The organism is Paraglaciecola sp., from assembly GCF_030730205.1.
Lineage (GTDB): Bacteria > Pseudomonadota > Gammaproteobacteria > Enterobacterales > Alteromonadaceae > Paraglaciecola.
Genome location: NZ_JANQVQ010000019.1, coordinates 59422 through 80688 on the forward strand (window position 1 = coordinate 59422; position 21267 = coordinate 80688).

Below are 21267 nucleotides of genomic sequence, written 5' to 3' on the forward strand. Positions count from 1 at the left end.
TATTTATGCCTATAACATACCTGAAAATACCTTGATTGATCCAGTTTCAATTATTAAGCAGCGAAAGCCTAATTCATTGCTTGTTTTTAACGGGTTAGGTCTTTACCATTAGGCGCGAAAAATTTAGGAGAAGGCATGTTTACTGGTAGTTATGTAGCACTCGTTACCCCAATGGATGATCATGGACAAATCGATTATTCATCTCTACAAAAATTGGTTAATTTTCATATTGAAAACGGTACGCACGGCATTGTAGCTGTTGGTACGACAGGCGAGTCGGCCACCTTACCTTTTGATGAGCATATTGAAGTAGTTAAACGAGTCGTTGAATTTGCCCAAGGCAAAATTCCAGTGATCGCAGGCAGTGGCGCCAACTCCACTGACGAAGCTATCTTTTTAAGCAAACAGCTGGCTGACAGTGGAATAAGCGGTTTTTTGAGTGTGGTTCCTTATTACAACAAACCCCAGCAGCGTGGTTTAGTTGCACACTTTAACGCCATTGCAGATGCCACCGACCTACCCGTTATTTTGTACAACGTACCAGGACGTACCGTCACCGATATGTTGCCTGAAACTGTGGCTGAGCTGGCTAAACATCCTAAAATTGTTGGCTTAAAAGATGCCACTGGCGACCTAGTTCGTTTAAAAGAAACCCAAAAGCTTGTACCTGAAGATTTTTTATTGCTCAGTGGCGATGATCAAACGGGTTGTGCTTTTTTAGCGGCCGGTGGTCACGGAGTAATTTCAGTAACAGCGAACCTAGTGCCAAAACAAATGTCACAGATGTGTGAGGCTGCATTCGCCGGTGATTACTCATTAGCGCAACAAATAGACAACAAGATAGCCTCACTTCACACAGCATTATTTATTGAGCCAAATCCAGTGATGCCCAAATGGGCCCTGTATAAAATGGGACTGATGAAATCTGCTTTTTTACGACTACCTTTGGTTGAGTCAGAACCAGAGAGTCAACAACATATTGAACAAGTCATGCGCAGTTCTGGCGTATTATTTTAAGGAGATAGCATGACACTTAAGTTTTTTGCTGGCAGTGTGGTTTCGTTAGCCATTTTAACTGCTTGCAGCTCAGTAGAAGATAGAGAAGTGGCGAGCGGTGGCTTTGCGTATTTAAAAAATGAACCCGGCCAACAAATTAAGATACCTGCTGATATCGATACACCAAATTTTAATGATACCTATAAGCTACCAGCTTTAGGCAAAGAGGCACCACGCAACATCGTTGGTGAAAAACTCAGTATTTTATCACCAGCCTTAGTACTGCCCTTAGTGACCGGTTCACATGTAGAAGAGGGCTCCAAAGCCGCCACGGTATGGTTCGACAAAATTGACGATAGCCAAGCACTTGATACGACTATTTGGAATTCTTTATTAGCCTTCTTAGAAAGCCAAGGCATTGGCGTTCAGTCATTCGACAAAGAAAAACAACAGCTTATTTCTGACTGGATGATCATTAACGAAGGTGAAGAAGACGATAGCTGGTACAGCTGGTCTAAATCAGAGCGCAGTATCGGGCAGCGTTTTGAGTTTAATTTAGATTTAAAGCCTCATGGGCGTATTGCCTCTTTGAGTGTGGATCTAGTTGATTACAAAGAAAGAAAAACAACAGAGGGTCCAGAGCTTCTCACCTCGGCTGATGAACGTCGCCAAGAAGTTGAAATTCTTAATCAAGTTATCGACCATTATGAACGTGAAATTCGTTTAGCAACGGCACAGCGTATTCAAAAAATACGTCAAGGTTTAGTGATGGAGCTAGGTTTCGATAGCGATGGTGAATCGGCTTATGTGGTTGATGCTGAGTATGATATTGCTTGGCCGCGTTTGTTACTTGTGCTTAGAAAACTTGGTTTTGACGTGAAAGATTACGACAAGTCAAATGGCCTATTATTTGTAAAATATAATGGCTCTGAAGGCGGGTGGTGGAGTAATCTGTGGTCTAAAGACGAATACGCACTTGATTTAAAAACCGAAGATTATCGAATTAAAGTAGAAGATTTGGGTGAGAAAACATCGATCACTTTACTCGATGATGAAAGCAAAGCTTTTCCTGCTAATAAAATGACCGACCTGTTTCCGACAATTTCACGTACCATGGCGGCAGACGACCTAGACATTTAAAACCGGTCACGCCTAACGAGCAGGTAGATTCATTTAGCTTTTAATGTTTTGCAATAAAGCACCCAGCATCATGCTAGGTGCTTTTTGTTTTTGATTGATTCAGTTTTAACTTGCATAGAAAGACACTATGCCTTCAATAAGAGTGATTTCGGCCATGCCATACAGTGATAGAATTTTAGCGGTTAACAACGATTTACCGATCCGAACAGCGCTACCTGTGCATAGCGGTAAAGTCAGGTCGGTATATTGGTTAACTGAGGCTGATAGCCGGCGTTTAATTCAACAAAAATCATATAATGTGCCCCTCGATACACCCTTAGCAATCATGGTTATTAGTGACCGGATATCTGCTTTTGATTGCATTTGGCACGGTGAAGATGGTTTGGCGGGGGTACCAGGTAAAGGAGCTGCGTTAAACGCAATTTCAAACCATTGGTTCAGCCAATTTAAACAACAGGGTTTGGCTGAAAGCCATATCCTTGATATTCCTCACCCTTTTGTTTGGATCGTACAAAAAGCGCAACCTGTGCGTATAGAAGCGATTTGTCGCCAGTATATTACCGGCTCAATGTGGCGCGCTTATGAAAAAGGCGAACGTGATTTTTGCGGTATTACCTTACCTGAAGGCCTAGTGAAAGACGGAAAGTTAAATGAGCTATTATTTACGCCTTCAACGAAAGGCATACTAACAGGCATACCCGGTGTGCCTGAAGCTGATGATGTTAATATTACCCGCGACGATATCGTTAAGCATTATGGCGCATTTAATTTCGCTAATATTGCCGATATCAGCTTGTATGAAAAACTGCTGCGTGAGGGATTTAACCTTATCTCCAGTGCTCTGTCAGACATTGGACAAATCTTTGTTGATACCAAATTCGAATTTGGTTATGTCAAAGATCTGCAAGGCAACGATAAACTTATTTATATGGATGAGGTCGGTACACCGGATTCATCGCGAATTTGGGATGCTGAGCAATACCAACAAGGTAAGATCGTTGAAAACTCAAAAGAAGGGTTTAGACAGTTACTGTTAAAGCATTTTCCTGATCCAGACATTCTACTGAATAAAGAGCGCATGGCTGAACGTGAAGCTTTGGCCTGTAATAACGCCTTACCTCTAGAAGTGTTAATGGATGTGTCTCGCACTTATATTGACATAGCTGAAAAAATCACCGGCAAAAAAATTGAGTTGAGCACTAATCCAAAAGTCGAAATTATTCAGATTTTACGCGACGACTATCAGTTAGTTGATTAATTGATATTCCACAAAACTCAATGGCAGATCTTATCGCTAGTTCATATCGACAGACCACATCGACAGATCACATCGCTTGGTCGATATGATCTGTCGTTGGGCATGTTTGTCTTTTTCGATACATAAAGGCTCATTGTCGCAGGCTTACAGTACTGGGACAGTGATAGTCACGAGTAGTCCGCCTTCTCGTTGATTTTCCATCTGTAATTGACCCTGATGTTTGTTAATAGCTCTTGCAGCAATACTTAAGCCTAAACCAAACCCAGGCGTATGCATGTGATTACCTGCGCGGTAAAAAGGGCGTAGCAGCTGGCTTAGTTCCGCTTCATCCACTCCTTCACCGTGGTCGCGAATCGACAGAGTCACTTCATTATTTTCTCTAGCAAGGCTGACTTCTACCGGTTTGGCGGTAGGAGAATATTTGCACGCATTGCCGATAATATTGCCTAAGGCTTGATGAAAGGCTTCTGGAAATCCTTTAATCTCACATTCACTTAGGGCTGAATCAAATTTAATGGGCACGTCTGGGTATTGCACAGCCATATTTTCAATAACGTGTAGACAAAGTTGTTGTATATCGAAACGCTGGGCGCTTTGTTGATCTTGCTCAAGCTTAGAATAATTAAGGATTTGCTGGATCAATTGATCAATGCGAACACAGTCACTATTTATTTGTAATGCATGCCTATTTTCAGGCATTTTTTGTTCAATTAATGCAGCTGAAACTTGTAAGCGGGCCAGCGGGGCGCGTAACTCGTGAGATACATCATGCAGCAGTTGTTGTTGAGCTAATACGGTTTTCTGCGTCTGTTTTACCATGTAGTCAATATCATGGGCGAGAGCGCCCAATTCATCGCCTCGTTGTAATAACTTACTCGGCAGTTCAGTTACTTGTTGCTGATTGGCAAAACGACGGCTAAAAATACCCAAGCTTTTCAGCGGGGCCACAATACTCCAACTTAATAAGGCACTAACAAGGGCTGAAGCAAACAAAATAAAAACAAACTGAAGCGATTGAAATCTGAACAGGACTTGTTTAAAAATCCTTGGCGGCTCTGGCTCGGCTACATAAACCTGATATTCAATATTAGAGGGGCCTAAAATGCTCACGTGTTCTAGTTCGTCGATATTCTCCTTTTTTAATCGATATCGGTAAATAGTATGCTGGTTTTTATCGACAATTCGCATGGGGATAAGGCGTTCGCTGCGGCCTGATTGTTTTTGCTCCCACTGTTTGATTTTACTTGCCAGCTTGTCCGAACTAAAACCATCGTTTTCGTAGCGCCACACCATTCTTTCGGCTTGGGTCGTGACCTCAGCAATATACCGTTGATGAGCCTCTGCTGATGAAAAGCTATTCACCATAACAAAACCTGTTGCAAACATAACCAACATGCTCGTTAACCAAAACGCAATGAAAATACGCCAGAATAGTCGTTTAAAACCCAAAGTATTGACTAGATCGTTAGTCCAATGATGAAGCGCTTGCAGCATGTTAATCTTCTACACGTTCGGTAAGCATTTGGTATCCCATACCACGAACCGACTTAATCACATCAACCACACCCATTGCAGCTAGTTTTTGCCGTATGCGGCTGATATGGACGTCCATGCTTCTGTCATATGCGTCTAATTGGCGATTGAGCACTTCTAAGGTCATATCTTGTTTACTGATGGCATGGCCGGCATGCTCCATTAAAAAGCGCAGAGCATTAAATTCTGCACTGGTAAAGACAGCGACTTGGCCATTAACCGACACCGAGCGAGAACCACTATCAAGCACAATACCATGTAACTGATAGTGTTGATTGTTGCTTAGTGGCTCTTGGTGGGTGCGACGTAAAATGGCCCGTATGCGTGCTGCCAACTCTCTCGGATTGCAGGGTTTCGCTAAATAGTCATCAGCGCCCATTTCCAAACCAACGATTCGATCGATATCATCCCCTCGGCCGGTTAACATCAAAATGGGAACTTTACTTTTGGCGCGCACAGTTCTAAGTACATCAAGCCCAGAAACCTTGGGCATCATGATATCTAGCACGACCGTATCAAATTCAGTGTGCTGGATTAAACGCGCAATGGCCTCATCGCCAGAATGCAAGCTGGTCACATCAAAACCATCTTCTTGCAGATATTCTTGCAATAAAGCACAAAGGGTTTTGTCGTCATCGACTAATAGTATTTGGGGTTTTTCATTTTTCATGTGGGCAGTGTAATCGCTAATTTGCGTGCAAAAACTGAACTTTACCTAACTTTACACTAGCTTAACCCTACTTATCGATTGTTCGATGCATACTTTGTCTCGCTGATGACCAATTACATAAAATCTTGGTTATCCCTTAACCAGATAGAGGAATTTAAAATGAAGAAATTTATATCAGTTATTTTATTAAGTGCTTGTGTGGCTAGCTCGGCATTTGCCAAAGAGCATGGTGATAGAAATCGAGACCACAGAGGCGATGGCCCAATGCCTTTGCATAAATTAGTTAAGGTGCTTGATTTAAGTGAAGCGCAAATTGAGCAATTTAAATTGCTTAAACAGGAGTCGAAAGAGGGACGTTCGCAAAAAAATCGTGACGATTCTGTGATGATGAAATTGGCAGATCTTGACCCAAACGCCAATGACTACGCCGATAGCCTAAGTCAGCTTGCTGATGCAAGGGCAGAGCAAGCACGAGCTCGGTTTTTAGTCATGGCTGAACGACGAGCTAAAATGCAAGAGATCCTGACACCCGAACAATTGGATAAACTTAAGTTGATGCAAGAGAAACGTGAAAAACGCGGTAAAAAGCAAAAAGAGCGTCAATCTGAAAGCTAAAGCCAATTGCTACCTTTACCAAGCCGCCTCTTCTTAGGCGGCTTTTTTAATCATTGTTGCGCCAATGTTACCCATGAGTAGGTGTGACCAAACTCTCACTTGATATTCGTGTGCTAGACTAGCAATTTCAAGAAGCACCCATCAGAGATGTGTCACTACTCTTGTAAATAGCTTGCGTTACCAGGCGATTAACTATGTAATCTTTACATGATCGATAGAACATCTTGCAGATGTGTCCTGTCGATTTATCTTGCTGTTTATGATTAAAAGTCAGCCAAACCTATAATTGCAAGGGCTGTAGCCACTATTGCAAACATGGAAACCTTTTTGCTTACTCCTAAGTATCTGCATTCGCGTTTTTTGAGCAGTGTCAGGCCTTACCAACTTGACTTAAAACAACAATTAATAGGATAACTTCATTATGAAAACACGTTTAAAAACCACAATTGCCACCTCTTTTTTATTGTTCAGTGCCGGACATGCCAGTGCTGGTGTGTATAGCTCAGACCAAGCGATTTCTAGCCAACAGTACCAATACAATAAACAACAAGTATTAAATTTAGTAGACAGTGCAGAAGTACAGCAAAAATTAACCACCTTGGGTGTTAGTCCTGCAGAAGCAAAAATGCGTGTTGAAAATATGACCAACGAAGAGCTCATTACATTCAATCAACAAATGAACGACATGCCCGCTGGTGGCATAATCGGTACTATTGTGACTGTATTAGTCGTGGTAGCGGTACTCGACCTTATGGGGATCACTGACGTCTATCCGTTTATCCGTCCTATTTAATTGCCGATGGTTAAACAACTCAGAATAGTAGCTGGCCTGATGGTCAGCTTTATTTTTTTAGCAGGGTGCCAAACTCCGCCGCAAACTCAGTCTTTATTGCAAAGTCCGCCTGCAATTAACAAGCAACATCTCATTGAAACCATGCCTTTCTATCCTCAACAACAATATTTTTGTGGACCAACAACCTTGTCGGAGGTCGCTAATTTTTATGGGAGAGGGGTAAGCCCAGAACAAATCGCACCTATGACATTTGTGCCTGGTTTGGATGGAAGTCTACAAATTGAAATGGTGGCAGCGACTCGTCAATTAGGTATGGTTGCCTATGCTCAACAAGGTAACTTAGCTTTACTCCTTAGTTTAGTGGCTAATAACGTGCCGGTTATAGTACTACAAAACAACAGTATCAATTTGTTTCCACAGTGGCACTATGCGGTTGTGATTGGATATGATTTAGATACGCAGCAAGTGACGTTACACAGTGGGGTAACCGCTTTTCATACCCTCAACCTGGCAACCTTCGAGCGCACTTGGCAACGTGGCCAGTATTGGATGTTGGCTATGTTACCTCCTACATCGACTGATCCATTACTCGCCCCCTTTGTCTATACCAAAGCCTGTCAGGATCTACTCGATACAGGTCAAAGTGAGGCAGGGATTGAGGCCCTAAAAAGTGCAATTAAACAATGGCCAGATTATTGGCTATCGTATTTTTTATTGGCCAATCATTATCTAGCTCACGACCCTCAAGAAGCGGTAAAGTGGTTTGCACAGGGTGAAAATTATGGCAAACATGAAGTGTCATATTTAAATAATTATGCTTATGCACTCGGTAAATTGCAGTGTTTTGCACAGGCCGAATCGCTCATCAAACAAGCACTAATTCTCGCGCCCCATGATGAAAATGTCCTCGACACCCAGCAACATCTGCTTACTGATAGGAAAAAAGTGGCCCAGCCAGTTTGTCAGACAGATAAAGCTGACCAATAAAGCAGTGATAGGGGCGCTTACAATAGCCCCATATTGCCTAACCATTCTGCTAAATTAGCAAACCAATCATATTCATTGCGCAAGCCAAAACCATGACCACCGCTAGGGACAATCAGCATTTGAGTAGAGATTTTGCGCTTGTGTAAGGCCCTATAGTAAGAAAGTGAGTTTTCTACCGGCACTGCAACATCATCTCCGGCATGAACAATAAACGCTGGGGGAGCTGAATCACTCACTTGTTTTTCTATTGAATAATGTTGGACTTGCTGAGGATTGGGTTGTGGTCCAATGAGTTTGTCTCTTGAGCCTAGGTGTGTGATTTCTTGCTCGAAGCTGATAACTGGATAGACTAATATTTGAAAATCTGGTCGCAGGTTTTCCCCCTCAAGAGCCGGATTGATTGCTTGCTTATATAATATTGCCGCAGATGCTGCCAAATGCCCGCCGGCAGAAAAGCCCATGATACCTACTTTATGTGGATTTAAATGCCATTTTGGCGCTTGGCTCCTAACCCAATGAATCGCTTGCTGAGCATCCTGTAATGGACCTGTGGTTTTATCCTGCATACTCTGTGCTAAGGGCATACGATACTTTAAGACAAAGGCCGTCACGCCAAGTTCGCGCAAGCGTTCTGCGACTTGATACCCCTCTTTTACAATCGACACACCTGCATAACCCCCTCCAGGTAAAATGATCACTGAGGTTCCATTAGCTATTTGGGGATTAGGGATATAGGCTCGTATGCTGGGATGTGTCACATTCATTATAAATGCGTCAGGATGGGCTGCTTCACGCACGTATTCTAAATTAGCCGTTGAAATGGAGCCGGGAATGGTGCCGTTATAAAGGGCAAACTCCTCAAAAGAGGATAGGGTACTGGGGGAGGCTTCAACGTTTTTTTGTGACTGCATCGTGCAACTCAATAAAAAAAGGGGTAGGAGTAAATAATATCGTCTTCGCATTGCGCTGTCGGCTCGCAATTAATTTTATTGAGCCAATAAAATATAATGCCACCTGAGAGTCAACCAAAGCCTGCTTATTTATTCACTATGTCATCATGTATTTTATGATTTTGCACATTTAGTAAGTCATTAGGCAGCCTACTCACTGCTTTGAAAAAGCTACAATGACCCGAATGAGTCAATTAAAGGGTTAAAAATCGGACTAGATCATTGTTTGCTAGCAGTAAATGTTCTGCGATTTCTGGGCTAATGGTCAAAACAAGGCTTTTATCATCATAACTTACCTGATTGGAGACCGTGGCACGAAAATCGCGAACCTTGGTATTACACAGCATAATATTGTCGTTGCTGCTTACATCAGCGATATTAACGGTAGCGGTGATACTGTCATTGACACTGCGTATTTCATTTAGCTGGGCTTCGACCGTCGGACCTGCATCAAATAAATCAATATACCCCTTATGTGCGAAGCCTTCTTGTTGCAATAAGCGTAAGGCAGGAACCGTATTATCGTGTGCTTGCCCGATGACTGCTTGGGCCGCTTGACTGAGTAAGCTGACATAAATGGGATGTTTTGGCATTAACTCAGAGATAAAGTGTTTTTCGCCTACACCAACTAAGTGCACTGCGTCATTAAATTCGATGTCAAAAAAGTGTTCTTGTAGCCATTGCCAAAAAGGTGACTTGCCATGCTGGTCGCTGACACCGCGCATCTCTGCAATGACGGTAGATGAAAATCGCTGTGGATGCTGCGCCATAAATAAAAAACGGACCTTTGACAGCAAACGGCCAGCCAAACCCTTACGGTAGGCTTCACGTAAAAACAAGGTGCAGATCTCAGTGGCACCATGATAGTCGTTACACACATTAAGGGTACTAACGAGTTTATTTACCCCCAAACTTTTTGAGCATTGTTTGATATTGCTAAGCCGATAGTGATAGAGGGGGGAGGTCATGCCAACAGACGCTTCTATGCCCGTGGTACCGAGAATTTCTTTGCTGTCTGTATCTTCTAGCACAAATAAATAGCTGCCATCGTGATTTACCGGATTCAGATTATTCACTGTATTTTCTACGGCTTGAATTTTTGCGCCAAGCTGCTCGTCACATTGCGGTAAAGACGTAAAACCGTGACCCGATTCAATAGCTATTTGCTGCAAAGCGCTGAAATCATCTGAGCGAATGGGTCTAATTATGTGCATGAAAGTAGCTTACCTATTTAATTATGCTGCGATTGAGCAGTCCCTATTGTTCATGAAATGAAGGTAAATTTGCAGTGTTAAACTGGTTAAATTGACAGTAAAATAAAGCAAATTAACCAAATTAATGTGCAAAATGATAAACGATAAAGACGAACAACTGATTTCGATATTACGGAGTAATGCCAGAGCGACGATCTCTGATCTGGCCAGAGTCCTCAATTTATCCCGTTCAACGGTGCAAAATCGTTTAACTAAATTAGAGCAAACTGGCGTGATCAAAGGGTATTCAGTGGAGTTTGGTAGTCAGTACTTAAGTGAACTCGTTTGTTCACACGTCGCAATTAAAGTCAGGCAAAAGCTCACGGCAAAAACCAATAGCCAATTGCGTTTAATCAGTCAGATAGCCGAGCTATATGCAATAAGTGGTGAGTTTGATCTTATTGCAGTGGTTCAAGCTCAATCTTTGGAACAATTAAGTCAATTATTAGACGATATTGGTAACCTCGAAGGGGTAGAGCGCACCAATTCCTCTGTAATTTTGGAGACGAAGTTTAAACGTTAATTTCGACATGAAGAGGTAGGTGTTTAAGGCCCATCTTATAGTACAATCCCGGTCCAGAATTTTGGTGGTGAGAGCTCATTAATGCGCAGTACCTTGTTATATGTTTTGACAGTTTTAATTTGGGGCTCAACGTGGCTCGCTATCGAATTTCAACTAGGCGTGGTAGCGCCTGAAGCGTCCTTGGTTTACCGTTTTGCCATTGCAGCCGGTTTAATGTGGGCCTACTGCCTTATTAAAAAACTTCCTTTAAAGTACGAAGCCAAAGATCATTTGTTTTTTATATGCCTAGCAGTATGTAACTTTGGTGGTAATTACTTGATGTTGTATTGGGCGCAGGCTCATCTAACTTCCGCCATGACGTCTATCGCTTTTTCAACTTTGTTACTGATGAATATTGTCAATAATCGCTTATTTTTTGGTAAAGCCATTGCTCCGCGAATGTTTGTGGGCGCAGGCCTTGGCTTAGCCGGTATTGTTGCCTTGTTTTGGCAGGACATTAAAGTCTTTGATATGTCTAGCGAAGCCATGATCGGTTTGGGCTTGTCAATTGGAGGCACCATGATCGCGTCACTGGGTAACATGACGAGCGTGCGAAATTCAAAACGTAACATCGGCGTATTGCAGGGTAATGCGTGGGGCATGTTATATGCGGCCGGCTTTTTATCAGTGTATGTGATGTTAAGTGGCGGGCAATTCAGTTTCGATACACGGGCCGCTTATGTGGGCTCCCTATTGTATTTAAGTGTTTTTGGTACTGTATTGGCTTTTGCATTTTATTTTATTTTGATAAAAGACATCGGCCCAGAAAAAGCCAGTTATACCGTGGTGTTATTTCCAGTGGTGGCTGTGGTATTAAGCATCTTATTTGAAGGATTTGTACTACAAGCCAACTCATTTTTAGGTTTTATTTTAGTTTTGAGTGGCAACATCATCGTATTGACTCCCTTTAGAAAACTCAGAGCTTTACTCTTGCCTGTGAAACCGGCGACCGATAATCAGCTACGCTAAACTGTTTGCGCATTTCTTGGTAAATTTTACGCACTGGCTTGGTGCGTATTACAGTCGCTAAGGCATCGTTGCCCAACGATGGCGCCAATACATCCGCTCATTTCCTTTACTTAAGGCTTAAGAACGAGCTTTGTAAGGTAAAGAATAATTTAGTTCCTCATGGCATAAAACCTGCTGCACTAATCAGTCGTACAGGGGACGATGAATCGAGTATCGATTTGGCTTGTGTTCTGCCCCTGGCTTTTGCTTAAACCTTTATCTGTACAGGAGATAAGCACCTTGTTTTATTTAGCAAAAGCAGGGTGGTACCCCGGCTAGTTATCGACTGACAAACCTAAACAAACGAGGAGAAAGTGCTGTTATGTTTCACCTATGGATGATGTTAATTGGCCTATTATTCGCGGCTCTGCTGATACTGTTTTATAAACATTACAGAGCCAAAGATAAAGTCACGCTGCAAAGAGAAGGATTGCGTTATCTTCAACAATTGCGTTTGTTGCTAAATTTATTGCAAAAACATCGAAGTGTGGTTGCTCATTATGTGCAAAACGAGCCGGAGTTAGACAGTGAAATTAAGCATATTCAACAAGACATTAAGCTTAATATTGATGACATATTGCAAAACAACAATAAGATCCTCGCCAATGAATTGTGGTTAAGTATCAGCGAACATTGGGCCAAATTAAGCCAAAACTTTCCATCACACTCGGCGGATAACAATGTCTTGCAACACAACTCATTGATCCAGAATGTACTGTATTTAATTGACGATATTGCCCTTAGTCATGGTTTGACTCGTTTAAAATTGAGCGGCATCAGAAATAATCGCGTGCTGTGGTGCGAATGGTTAGTCGCCCTTGAGTGTATCGATCAAGTCAAAACGATGGGCACCACTGTTTTACTGGATGGTGCTTGCAACAATACCGCGCGCATTCGTCTTACGCATTTACAACAAAAAATTACCGAAACCACAGATAGGGCATGGCGCAGTGGTTTGCCCGCTAACGAAGAGCAAAAGGCAAAGGTCAATCAGTTGTTGGCCTGTATTAAAATTGAAATAATTAACGCGTCACAGAATCAATCTATCAACTTACGGAGCAAAGATTATTGCCAACTGTGTGACTCTGTAAGAGACAAGCACTATGAGGTATTTGACCAATTATTGTCGCAAGCATCAGTCGGCTAGTGAATCGCTTTGTCACTTCTCACATGCCGACCTAAACGGATCGATCCCAAGGCGTAAGGGTAAAGCCCGCACGGCGCAGCGCTAGTCAACACTCAGGCTGGCTAACCTGCTGCCAATGGCTTGAATTTACTGTAAAGCATAAGGATGGTCGACCGCACTTAAGGGAATAGCCTTCAAGCACGGTAGCCTTACCCACTGGGTTACACATATTGATAGGGCCATCACACTATTTTGGTCTGAAATAGGCGAGTTAAGTCCTGATTATGTGAGTAAAATTAGCATGTCAACACTGCGCATTGTTATCCCCTGTTAGTGTAAAGTGCAATCCTGATACTCAGGTTTTGCTGCTCCATACCGCGCTATTTACTTTTTTATATGCTGAATTCATAAGACTAATACGCTGGGGTGACTGACGACCCGACAAGATATCAATGGTCAGATGGCTGACTCTGATTAGGTGCGACAATTTGCCGCATTTCAAGCACTTAAGTGCCTTTGTATACTGCCACCTAATACATTGCAGTTATCAAGGTAATTAATGAAATTTACTGGTTTTGCGCATTTTAATCCCTCTAATTCGCCCGTTTTGTCACCCATTGCCCTTGCTCTTATGGTTTTTTACTGCTCATCCGTGTTCGCTGACGATGAAACGGATATCATTGAAGTCCACGGCAATCATCTCAACACTAACCATTACTTAGGTAGTGTTGACGCGCTATTAAAAGAGCAGGGTGTGGATTTTTCTGCCGCTGGTGGTATGTCGAGTTTACCGATTTTAAATGGGATGATGGGAGATAGGGTTAAGGTTGTAGTCGATGGTGCGGATATTACCGCTGCGTGCGCAAATCATATGAACCCCCCACTGTCGTATATTTCAGCGAACCAGGTGCACGCTCTGGAAGTGGTAGCAGGAATTTCTCCGGTCAGCGCGGGGGGCGATAATATTGCAGGTGTGATCCACGTTAATTCAATCAATCCGCAGTATAATGATGATGAAACACTCGCTTGGCGTTCAGCTTATGTGTCAGCTCAGTACCGCAGCAACAATCAAGGAAAATCGATAGGTGTGGGCACAAGCTTCGCTAATACTTGGCTAAGCCTTGAATATCAGGGGGCTTTTGATGATGCCAACAGTTATCAAGATGGTCAGGGGCAGCAGGTACTAGATACGCTTTATCGTGCGCAAAATCACAGCTTAAGCGCAGCAGTGCGCGACGATACGCAGCAGCTTGCCATAAAATTAATGCACCAGTCTATTCCGTTTCAAGGGTTTCCTAACCAATATATGGACATGACCGATAATAATAGTGTTGGCTTAACTGCGCAGTATCAGCGCCAATTAGCACAAGGTGAATTTGAGGCGCAGCTTAATTGGCACCACGTTAAACATGAAATGGGATTTTTCAGTGCAGAAAAAACCGGCATGATGCCTATGAACACGGATGCAAAAGACCTGAGCTATCAACTCCAATGGGGTGTTGATCTTAATGCCAAGCAACGATTGATAGTAGGCCATGCCTTCTATGACTATCAGATTGATGATTGGTGGCCCGCAGTTGAAGGTTCAATGATGATGGGGCCTAACGATTATATCAATATTAACGCTGGTCAACGTCGACGTATTACCGCTTTTGCTGAGTTTGAACAACAGTTGCAGGCAAACTGGCAGCTATCTTCAGGCATTCGCCTTGAACACGTTAGCACCAATACGGGGGACGTAGCAGCTTATAGCGACGGCATGAGCATGGGAGGAATGGGCAGCATGATGGATGTTAATGCAAGCGCTGCAATGGCCTTTAACGCCCTTGACCGAAAACAAAGCGATACCCTAGTGGATATCAGTATATTATCCCGCTATTCAATATCCCCACATGAGTCTTTTGAGTTTGGTCTCGCTCGTAAGAACCGTGCGCCAAATTTATACGAACGCTACAGTTGGGGGCGCAGCACCATGGCCACCACTATGATTGGCTGGTTTGGCGATGGAAATGGGTATGTTGGCAGAATCGATTTACAGCCTGAAACTGCGCACACGGCAAGTGTTCGTTTTGCTAAAAGCGCTCAAAACGATGAGTGGAAATTCAGTGCTAAGCTCTGGTATACCAACGTTTCAGACTATGTGGATGTTGAGCTTATTGGCAGTTTTAACAATGGCGCCAGCGAGCTGACGAAACGAAATATTCTGCAATTTAGTAATGTAGACGCTACCTTGTACGGTGCCCGATTTGAGGGAGGTTATCAGCTAGTCAATAACGCAAGCATGGGGCGAATTGGCCTAAATGCCACGCTTACCACCACTGATGGTGAAAGGGATGGGAGCAACGAGCCCTTATATCAAATCAAGCCCTTACAAACAGAACTCAGCTTGCAACAAGAATTGGGTGATTGGCAGCATGCTCTCGTGTGGCAATGGGTCGCAGAAAAGGATTCCGTAGATGAGAGCCGGCTTGAAAATCCCACGGACAGTTACCATTTGATCAATTTTACAAGTCAAATCGAAGTCGCTAGCGTGAGACTGACTTTTGCCATCACTAACGTGTTTGACGAGTATTACCATATGCCATTAGGCGGTGTTTCAGTCGCAGAATATAAACGAGACACCACTCAAGGATTTCAGCAACTGGTAGGTGAGGGGCGTTCATTTAATTTTGGCCTAAACTACCAATTTTAAGTATTCTGCACCCCACCTATGTTAGGGATAGATCCTTATGTTGTTATTGATTGTGTTGGCACTGCGCCGCCAGATACGTTTTGCACCTTGGCTGATGTTGGCACTATTATTATTCGAAATTTTGGCCATCAATGGGCTTATTGCGATCAACGGGGCAGCGTCCAATCCCTTCAACGCCATTTTATTAGTGCCTTTGGTGCTGGGCTTTATGTTGTTGCCTTACACCCATGCTACTGTGGTGTTGTTGCTAAGTATCCTTGCCCAATTGACCCAATTAGCCTTGTTGTCTGAACATAGTCATCATGGGCAAATGCTTGGCCATTATTATGCGATGGTTGGTAGCTTTGTTCTCACCGCGGCATTGATGGCGGTGTTAGTCGCGTATTTTAGAGTGTTACTTTTTCGAAGCGAAAAAACAGTCAACACCCTACGCGAAAAACAATTGCGGGATGAGCAATTATTAGCCATTGGTACTGCCGCCGCTCAATTAAGTCATGATGTCGCCACGCCCGTGCAATCAATCCGCTTATTACTCGAGGAAGTACTAGAGCAACAACCTCAGTCTGACCTTATTCTTTGTCTCGAACAGCAATTTCAGCGCATCGAGCAGCATCTGCTGAATTGGCGTGAGGTTGCGGATGATGTACGAGAAAAACGTTTACATGCCTATTCAATACAGGAGTTGTGGTCATCTTTACAACAGTTGATGCACGTCGCTCGGCCGGAATCAGTTATTGATTGGCAGTTAGTAGATGACAACAGAACAGCACTTATCCATGCCGACCGCACTATCTTGCCAGCACTAACCAGCATCATCATCAATGCCTGTGAGGCAGCAAGTTTGGCGCAACACTCTGCGGTGCGCATCAGTGCCTCACAATCAAACAAAAGTTGGTTGATAAAAATTATCAATGAGGGTGAGGCCTTGTCAAAAGAAACACTTGCCGCTTTAGGCAGCCGGGTTACGCCCAGTACCAAAGGGCATGGTATTGGCGCGGTACTGAGTAATGCGACTCTTGAAAAATTTGCCGGTGAAGTGAACTGGCAGCAACAAGGAAAACACATCATTACGACAATTAATTTGCCCGTACAAGAGCCATCACCCGATGCTTAATCTCTTGGTAATAGATGACGATGTGACGTTTATTGAAGTGTTGCAGCGCCGCTTACAACGCACTGAGCAGTTTCAAGTAAGTGTGTATACATCATTAGAGCAAGCCCTAGCTGCACCAGCACAAGTTGTGCATGGCATACTTTTAGACATGATGTTACTTGAAGGTTCAGGCCTTGACGGCATTGCTCCGCTTAAAGCTAAATTTGCGCCCAAACATCTGATTATGCTTACTGGCTATGCCAGTATTGCCACTACAGTAGAAGCCATGCGCAGAGGCGCCACCGACTATATTGCCAAACCCGTCGGATTGCAGGAATTGATTGAGCGTCTGCAAGAGACACCCTTAGCGCAGACGGGGGCTGAGCCAAAGCCCATGACCAAAGCGCAAGCTGAGTGGGAGCACATTCAACGGGTATTATTGGCAAACCAAGGAAATGTCACCCTTACTGCCGATGCCTTAGGTATGCATCGGCGCAGTTTACAGCGCAAGTTACAAAAGCACTCGCCTAAATAATATTACAAATCGAGCACTAAACGCTTTGATTTGGCCCGTGAGCAACAGGGCGTGATTTTATTCATTTTGCTATGCTCATCAGGGGTCATAAATACATCTTTGTGCTCTGCTTCACCACTGAGTAAACCGGTAATACATGTTCCACATACGCCTTGTTCACAGGCAACAGGAATGAAAAATCCCCTATCTTCCAATACTTCAAGCATCGACTCATTGGCGGGGACATTGAACACATCACCTGTACTGTTAATTTCGATTTCAAAGCTGCCGTCGGAACTATGGTCGATTGGCGCTGCACTGAAATACTCACGATGAATATTCGCCCCTTGCCAGTTTTTACTGATAGCACATTCAATTACGGCATCATTAAATGCATTCGGCCCACAAACATACACATGCAGATCGTCTTGTGGCGCAGTAATCACTTGGGCGAGATTTACTCTACCGTTTTGGCTGAAGTGAAAATGACTAAATTTAGCTAAACCTGAATGTGTGATCCGTTGCAAATAAGCCGTTTGTTCGGGAGTTTTAGTGCAGTAGTGCAAGGTAAAATCTGCGCCAGTTTGAAGCAAATGTTCCGCCATACTCAAAATGGGGGTAATACCCACGCCAGCAGCAATCAGTATGGTACGTCTTGCACTGGAGTCTAAAGGAAATAAATTTTTCGGTTCACTGATTTGCAGACTATCGCCAATAGTTAGATGTTCATGTATGTAAGCAGAACCACCTCGGCCTTGTGGTTCGTTTAAAACGGCTATTTCGTAGCCATTACGATTTGCCTCATTACACAATGAATATTGACGCACTAGACCATTAGGCAAATGTACGTCGATATGAGCGCCGGGTGTGGCTTTAGGCAATTCTTGGCCATTAGCAGCACAAAGCAATAAACGACAAATGCGGTCGCTGAGGACGGATTTTTCACTTACAGTAACGTGAATCATAAGGGACATTAACCTAAGGTTACTTTGCTAAAACAGCAGAGTTTTGTTCTTGTTTAATCGCACGCTCAATCAAACGGCGAGCCATGACACCACCGGCGTCAATATCGAGTTTAAGCACTTGGCGGTCTGGGTAGAAAAGCAAATTCTGCTGTTGCTTTTCTAACACCTCTTGATCTTCCGCAAAAATTTTACCCTGACCATCACGAATTGAGTCGGTCAGGCTTTGGTCTTGAGGTTTAAAATTACGCGCCATGCCCCAAAAATACCAAATGGAAGTGTCAGACTCGGGAGTAATAAAATCAACCACTACACTACTGGCTTTGACTTCAGCCGGAGCGTTGTAGCCACCGTGACCAGCATGCGCTACGCCCACTTCAATCATGATATGGCTAGGTAAATCAAATCGACAAACTTGCCAGCGGTCAACTAAAACATCATCTGCTAAGTCGTTGGCCTTGAGTGCATTTTTCCAAAATGGCGGCGCAAAAACCCCATCCATAAAACGACTTGTCACCACTTGCTTGCCTTCCATTTTGGTCGCAACCGGGGATTCATCAATTTCTTTTTGCCCGATGCTACTGGCATGGACATAGGTTTCGTGAGTCAGATCCATGAGGTTGTCAACCATTAAGCGGTAATCACAGTTAATATGATAGAGCCCGCCGCCATAGGCCCAGTTCTCACTAATAGCCCATTCTAATTCTGGGATAAGCTTATCGTCTGCTAAGGCTTGGTCACCGGGCCATAACCACACAAATCCGTAACGCTCGACAGTGGCATACGCTTTAATGCAAGGAAAATTTTCTACTCGTTGATTCGGCATTGAGGCAACTTTGCCGGTATCTTCCATGCGTAAACCATGATAACCACATACTAACTGGCCATTCTCGACAAAACCTAAAGATAAAGCTGCCCCTCTGTGGGGGCAAAAATCTTCTAGCGCTTTGATTTCATTGTCTTGATTACGAAAAAATACCAGAGGAATATTACAAATTTTACGGGCAAAAGGCTGTGTTTCTATTTCGTCTGGAGTACACGCGACATACCACGTATTGAGAGGGAAAGTTTGTTGAGTCATGGTTTTTACAAATAATTAACTTTGGATCCAATAATACGATTAAATAAGTAAAGATCAAGTTAAAATGCATAAATTGGATCCAATAACTTACAGGTGACGAATGCCAATCCTTGATTCACTGAGTTGTGAGCGCTAATTTAACCAGAGCGCTACTGCTGCTTTTTACAATTGGATCCAATACACTGTATACACGAGATTAGACAAAGAATTGTGTATTCATTAAATTAGGGGGCGAAAGTATGGTTCGCGATGGGCAATCGGTTGTTCGAATACTGCGTGACAAAATTATTTCAGGTGAGTTTAGTGCCGGTGAACGTTTAGCAGAAATACCTACCGCCGACCGATTAGGCATTTCACGTACACCAGTTCGGATTGCTTTTCGTGCATTGGCACAAGAAGGTTTACTTGAAAAACTGCCTCGCCGAGGTTATCAAGTCAGAAATCTTAGTGCTGTGCAAATAGGCGACTCTATCGAGGTACGTGGAGTACTTGAAGGCTTAGCAGCAAGACAGGCCGCAGAAAAAAGCCTCGATCAACGCTGTCGGGAAGCAATGCAGACTTGCTTAGCTGCTGGCGACCTCCTGTTTGAAAATGGCGCATTAGTAGAAGACGATATTGAAAAATACCACAACATGAATATGCGTTTTCATGACTTAATCATTACCGCTAGTGGCAACGATGCGGTGAAAGCGGCGCTGGCCTTAAGCGAACATTTGCCCTTTGCTTCGGTGAGTGCGTTAGCGTTTAACCCTCAGCAATTAGACAGAGAATATCGCCGTTTACACTATGCGCATATGCAACACCACGCGATTTACCATGCCTTGATTAATGGTCAAGGTGCACGAGCCGAAGCCTTAATGAAAGAACACGCCCATGCCACGTTGGCCTATTCAGATTTATTTGATAAAAACACGAGTAATACGGTATTGCAAAAAGCCGAGCGTACTGCCCTTGAATGAGTGTGATCGTTTTAAGCTCTGAGCATTGCCAATCATCATGAGCTGACCTTGTAGAAAATAATCCTGTTGTAAATTGACTCCCTTAGGATTGACCCTGAGAGCTTACGTTTTGCTGTTAAATTGCGAAATAGCGCGCGTTTATGTTGTTGAGACGAGGTAAGGGAGCCGTGATTTTGTCTTGTTGGATGGCCAGTCTATCTGTATTGGACTTTCGTGTACCTTCTACTTAATGTGAATAGCACTAATTGCCGAACGCTTTCATCAAATTCAATCATCATTAAATGCCCTATTTATTAAACTGATAATCTTGTTTGCGTGGGTAATCAGGCAATTAAAGAGCCTTGTTTTATTTGTCTTAGCTTCTAAGCTCTGTTGAAAAGATAAACAGCATCAAGTTTAGGCAGCTAATACGTCTAAAAAAAGCAAAACCTAACGATTGCAGTTTAATAAGCTGAAAAGGACTGAGTTATGCAGTAGGGTGTTTTATTGATGAAACGCGTTGCGTTAAAAATAGGCGATGGTTATTTAATAGATAGGAGAATACGTAAATGTCATATGTAGATGGTTTTGTCGCTGCGGTACCTGATGTAAACAAAGATACGTTTATTGAGCATGCAAAGATAATGGCCCGTGTTTTAAAAGACAATGGGGCTTTGCAAGTGGTTGATACGTGGGGAGACGAGATACCTGAGGGTGAAATTACCTCATTTCCATTCGCGGTGAAAAAAAAGGAGGGCGAAACCGTCGCATTTTCTTGGATAATCTGGCCATCTAAGGCCATCCGTGATGCAGGTTGGCAGGCTTCTATGCAAGACCCTCGAATGGATCCAGAAACCAATCCAATGCCTTTCGATGGTAAACGGTTAATCTACGGTGGTTTTACTATTGTTTCTGAAATTTAACCGACCGGTATAGCGTGATCCTGAATAACGTTATTGAGCATTTAGTGATAGCGCTTTTTGAAAAGCGCACTCTCACTGTTTGTGTCATTGCTATTGATATAGCCTAGGTTGAAGCGGCAAGAGGGAGTCTAGGAGCAAATATCACGGCTTATCATTACCGCTTGTAACAATAT

Annotated in this window: 20 protein-coding genes; 14 read left to right on the forward strand and 6 right to left on the reverse strand. The window is 43.3% G+C overall.

Going from position 1 to position 21267, the window contains the following annotated elements:
• Positions 1–135: 135 nt before the first annotated feature.
• From dapA to NWQ57_RS01655, 3 genes are all read left to right on the forward strand, one after another.
• A complete protein-coding gene (gene dapA, locus NWQ57_RS01645; RefSeq protein ID WP_306020211.1) occupies positions 136–1017 on the forward strand; it encodes a 4-hydroxy-tetrahydrodipicolinate synthase in 882 nt (293 codons plus the stop codon).
• A 9-nt stretch (positions 1018–1026) separates the two neighbouring features.
• The gene (gene bamC / locus NWQ57_RS01650; protein WP_306020213.1) at positions 1027–2136 is read left to right on the forward strand and encodes an outer membrane protein assembly factor BamC; all 1110 of its coding nucleotides are present in this window, start codon (positions 1027–1029) and stop codon (positions 2134–2136) included.
• Between the two features lie 154 nt (positions 2137–2290).
• On the forward strand, positions 2291–3394 hold the full coding sequence (locus NWQ57_RS01655) for a phosphoribosylaminoimidazolesuccinocarboxamide synthase (RefSeq protein ID WP_306020290.1): 1104 nt from the start codon (positions 2291–2293) through the stop codon (positions 3392–3394).
• Positions 3395–3538: 144 nt separating this feature from the next.
• Here NWQ57_RS01655 and NWQ57_RS01660 read toward each other — a convergent pair whose 3' ends face one another.
• Positions 3539–4888 carry a HAMP domain-containing sensor histidine kinase gene (locus NWQ57_RS01660; protein WP_306020215.1) on the reverse strand — a complete coding sequence of 450 codons (1350 nt, stop codon included), beginning with the start codon at positions 4886–4888 and terminating at the stop codon, positions 3539–3541.
• Between the two features lies 1 nt (position 4889).
• Complete coding sequence (locus NWQ57_RS01665) at positions 4890–5597, reverse strand: response regulator transcription factor (protein ID WP_306020216.1); 708 nt, start codon at positions 5595–5597, stop codon at positions 4890–4892.
• A gap of 159 nt (positions 5598–5756) precedes the next feature.
• Here NWQ57_RS01665 and NWQ57_RS01670 point away from each other — a divergent pair, with 159 nt between their 5' ends.
• From NWQ57_RS01670 to NWQ57_RS01680, 3 genes are all read left to right on the forward strand, one after another.
• On the forward strand, positions 5757–6212 hold the full coding sequence (locus tag NWQ57_RS01670) for a Spy/CpxP family protein refolding chaperone (protein ID WP_306020217.1): 456 nt from the start codon (positions 5757–5759) through the stop codon (positions 6210–6212).
• A gap of 421 nt (positions 6213–6633) precedes the next feature.
• Complete coding sequence (locus NWQ57_RS01675) at positions 6634–7005, forward strand: PA2779 family protein (protein WP_306020218.1); 372 nt, start codon at positions 6634–6636, stop codon at positions 7003–7005.
• A gap of 39 nt (positions 7006–7044) precedes the next feature.
• Positions 7045–7992 (forward strand): PA2778 family cysteine peptidase, encoded by a 948-nt coding sequence (locus NWQ57_RS01680; protein ID WP_306020220.1) that lies wholly within the window; start codon positions 7045–7047, stop codon positions 7990–7992.
• Positions 7993–8009: 17 nt separating this feature from the next.
• Here the strand turns inward: NWQ57_RS01680 and NWQ57_RS01685 are convergent, their stop codons facing one another.
• On the reverse strand, positions 8010–8903 hold the full coding sequence (locus NWQ57_RS01685) for an alpha/beta hydrolase (RefSeq protein ID WP_306020222.1): 894 nt from the start codon (positions 8901–8903) through the stop codon (positions 8010–8012).
• A gap of 233 nt (positions 8904–9136) precedes the next feature.
• On the reverse strand, positions 9137–10156 hold the full coding sequence (gene astA, locus NWQ57_RS01690) for an arginine N-succinyltransferase (protein ID WP_306020224.1): 1020 nt from the start codon (positions 10154–10156) through the stop codon (positions 9137–9139).
• 133 nt (positions 10157–10289) lie between these two features.
• On the opposite strand from astA, the gene NWQ57_RS01695 reads away from it, so the two are divergent.
• The 6 genes from NWQ57_RS01695 (at position 10290) to NWQ57_RS01720 (ending at position 17211) form a co-directional block, all read left to right on the forward strand.
• Positions 10290–10718 (forward strand): Lrp/AsnC family transcriptional regulator, encoded by a 429-nt coding sequence (locus tag NWQ57_RS01695; protein ID WP_306020225.1) that lies wholly within the window; start codon positions 10290–10292, stop codon positions 10716–10718.
• An 81-nt stretch (positions 10719–10799) separates the two neighbouring features.
• Positions 10800–11726, forward strand: a complete 927-nt coding sequence (locus tag NWQ57_RS01700) for a DMT family transporter (RefSeq protein ID WP_306020226.1) — start codon at positions 10800–10802, stop codon at positions 11724–11726.
• A gap of 361 nt (positions 11727–12087) precedes the next feature.
• Positions 12088–12912 (forward strand): hypothetical protein, encoded by an 825-nt coding sequence (locus NWQ57_RS01705; RefSeq protein WP_306020227.1) that lies wholly within the window; start codon positions 12088–12090, stop codon positions 12910–12912.
• 538 nt (positions 12913–13450) lie between these two features.
• Positions 13451–15583, forward strand: a complete 2133-nt coding sequence (locus NWQ57_RS01710) for a TonB-dependent siderophore receptor (protein ID WP_306020228.1) — start codon at positions 13451–13453, stop codon at positions 15581–15583.
• Positions 15584–15620: 37 nt separating this feature from the next.
• Positions 15621–16697 carry a HAMP domain-containing sensor histidine kinase gene (locus NWQ57_RS01715; protein ID WP_306020229.1) on the forward strand — a complete coding sequence of 359 codons (1077 nt, stop codon included), beginning with the start codon at positions 15621–15623 and terminating at the stop codon, positions 16695–16697.
• Positions 16690–17211 (forward strand): response regulator transcription factor, encoded by a 522-nt coding sequence (locus NWQ57_RS01720; protein WP_306020231.1) that lies wholly within the window; start codon positions 16690–16692, stop codon positions 17209–17211. Before NWQ57_RS01715 ends, NWQ57_RS01720 begins: the two co-directional genes overlap by 8 nt.
• Positions 17212–17213: 2 nt before the next feature.
• Here NWQ57_RS01720 and NWQ57_RS01725 read toward each other — a convergent pair whose 3' ends face one another.
• Positions 17214–18155 carry a PDR/VanB family oxidoreductase gene (locus NWQ57_RS01725; protein WP_306020232.1) on the reverse strand — a complete coding sequence of 314 codons (942 nt, stop codon included), beginning with the start codon at positions 18153–18155 and terminating at the stop codon, positions 17214–17216.
• A gap of 19 nt (positions 18156–18174) precedes the next feature.
• Positions 18175–19233 (reverse strand): aromatic ring-hydroxylating dioxygenase subunit alpha, encoded by a 1059-nt coding sequence (locus NWQ57_RS01730; RefSeq protein ID WP_306020233.1) that lies wholly within the window; start codon positions 19231–19233, stop codon positions 18175–18177.
• Between the two features lie 239 nt (positions 19234–19472).
• On the opposite strand from NWQ57_RS01730, the gene NWQ57_RS01735 reads away from it, so the two are divergent.
• Together NWQ57_RS01735 and NWQ57_RS01740 are read left to right on the forward strand one after the other, a co-directional pair.
• Positions 19473–20192 carry a GntR family transcriptional regulator gene (locus NWQ57_RS01735; protein WP_306020234.1) on the forward strand — a complete coding sequence of 240 codons (720 nt, stop codon included), beginning with the start codon at positions 19473–19475 and terminating at the stop codon, positions 20190–20192.
• Between the two features lie 548 nt (positions 20193–20740).
• On the forward strand, positions 20741–21094 hold the full coding sequence (locus NWQ57_RS01740) for a DUF1428 domain-containing protein (protein WP_306020235.1): 354 nt from the start codon (positions 20741–20743) through the stop codon (positions 21092–21094).
• Positions 21095–21267 lie beyond the last annotated feature (173 nt).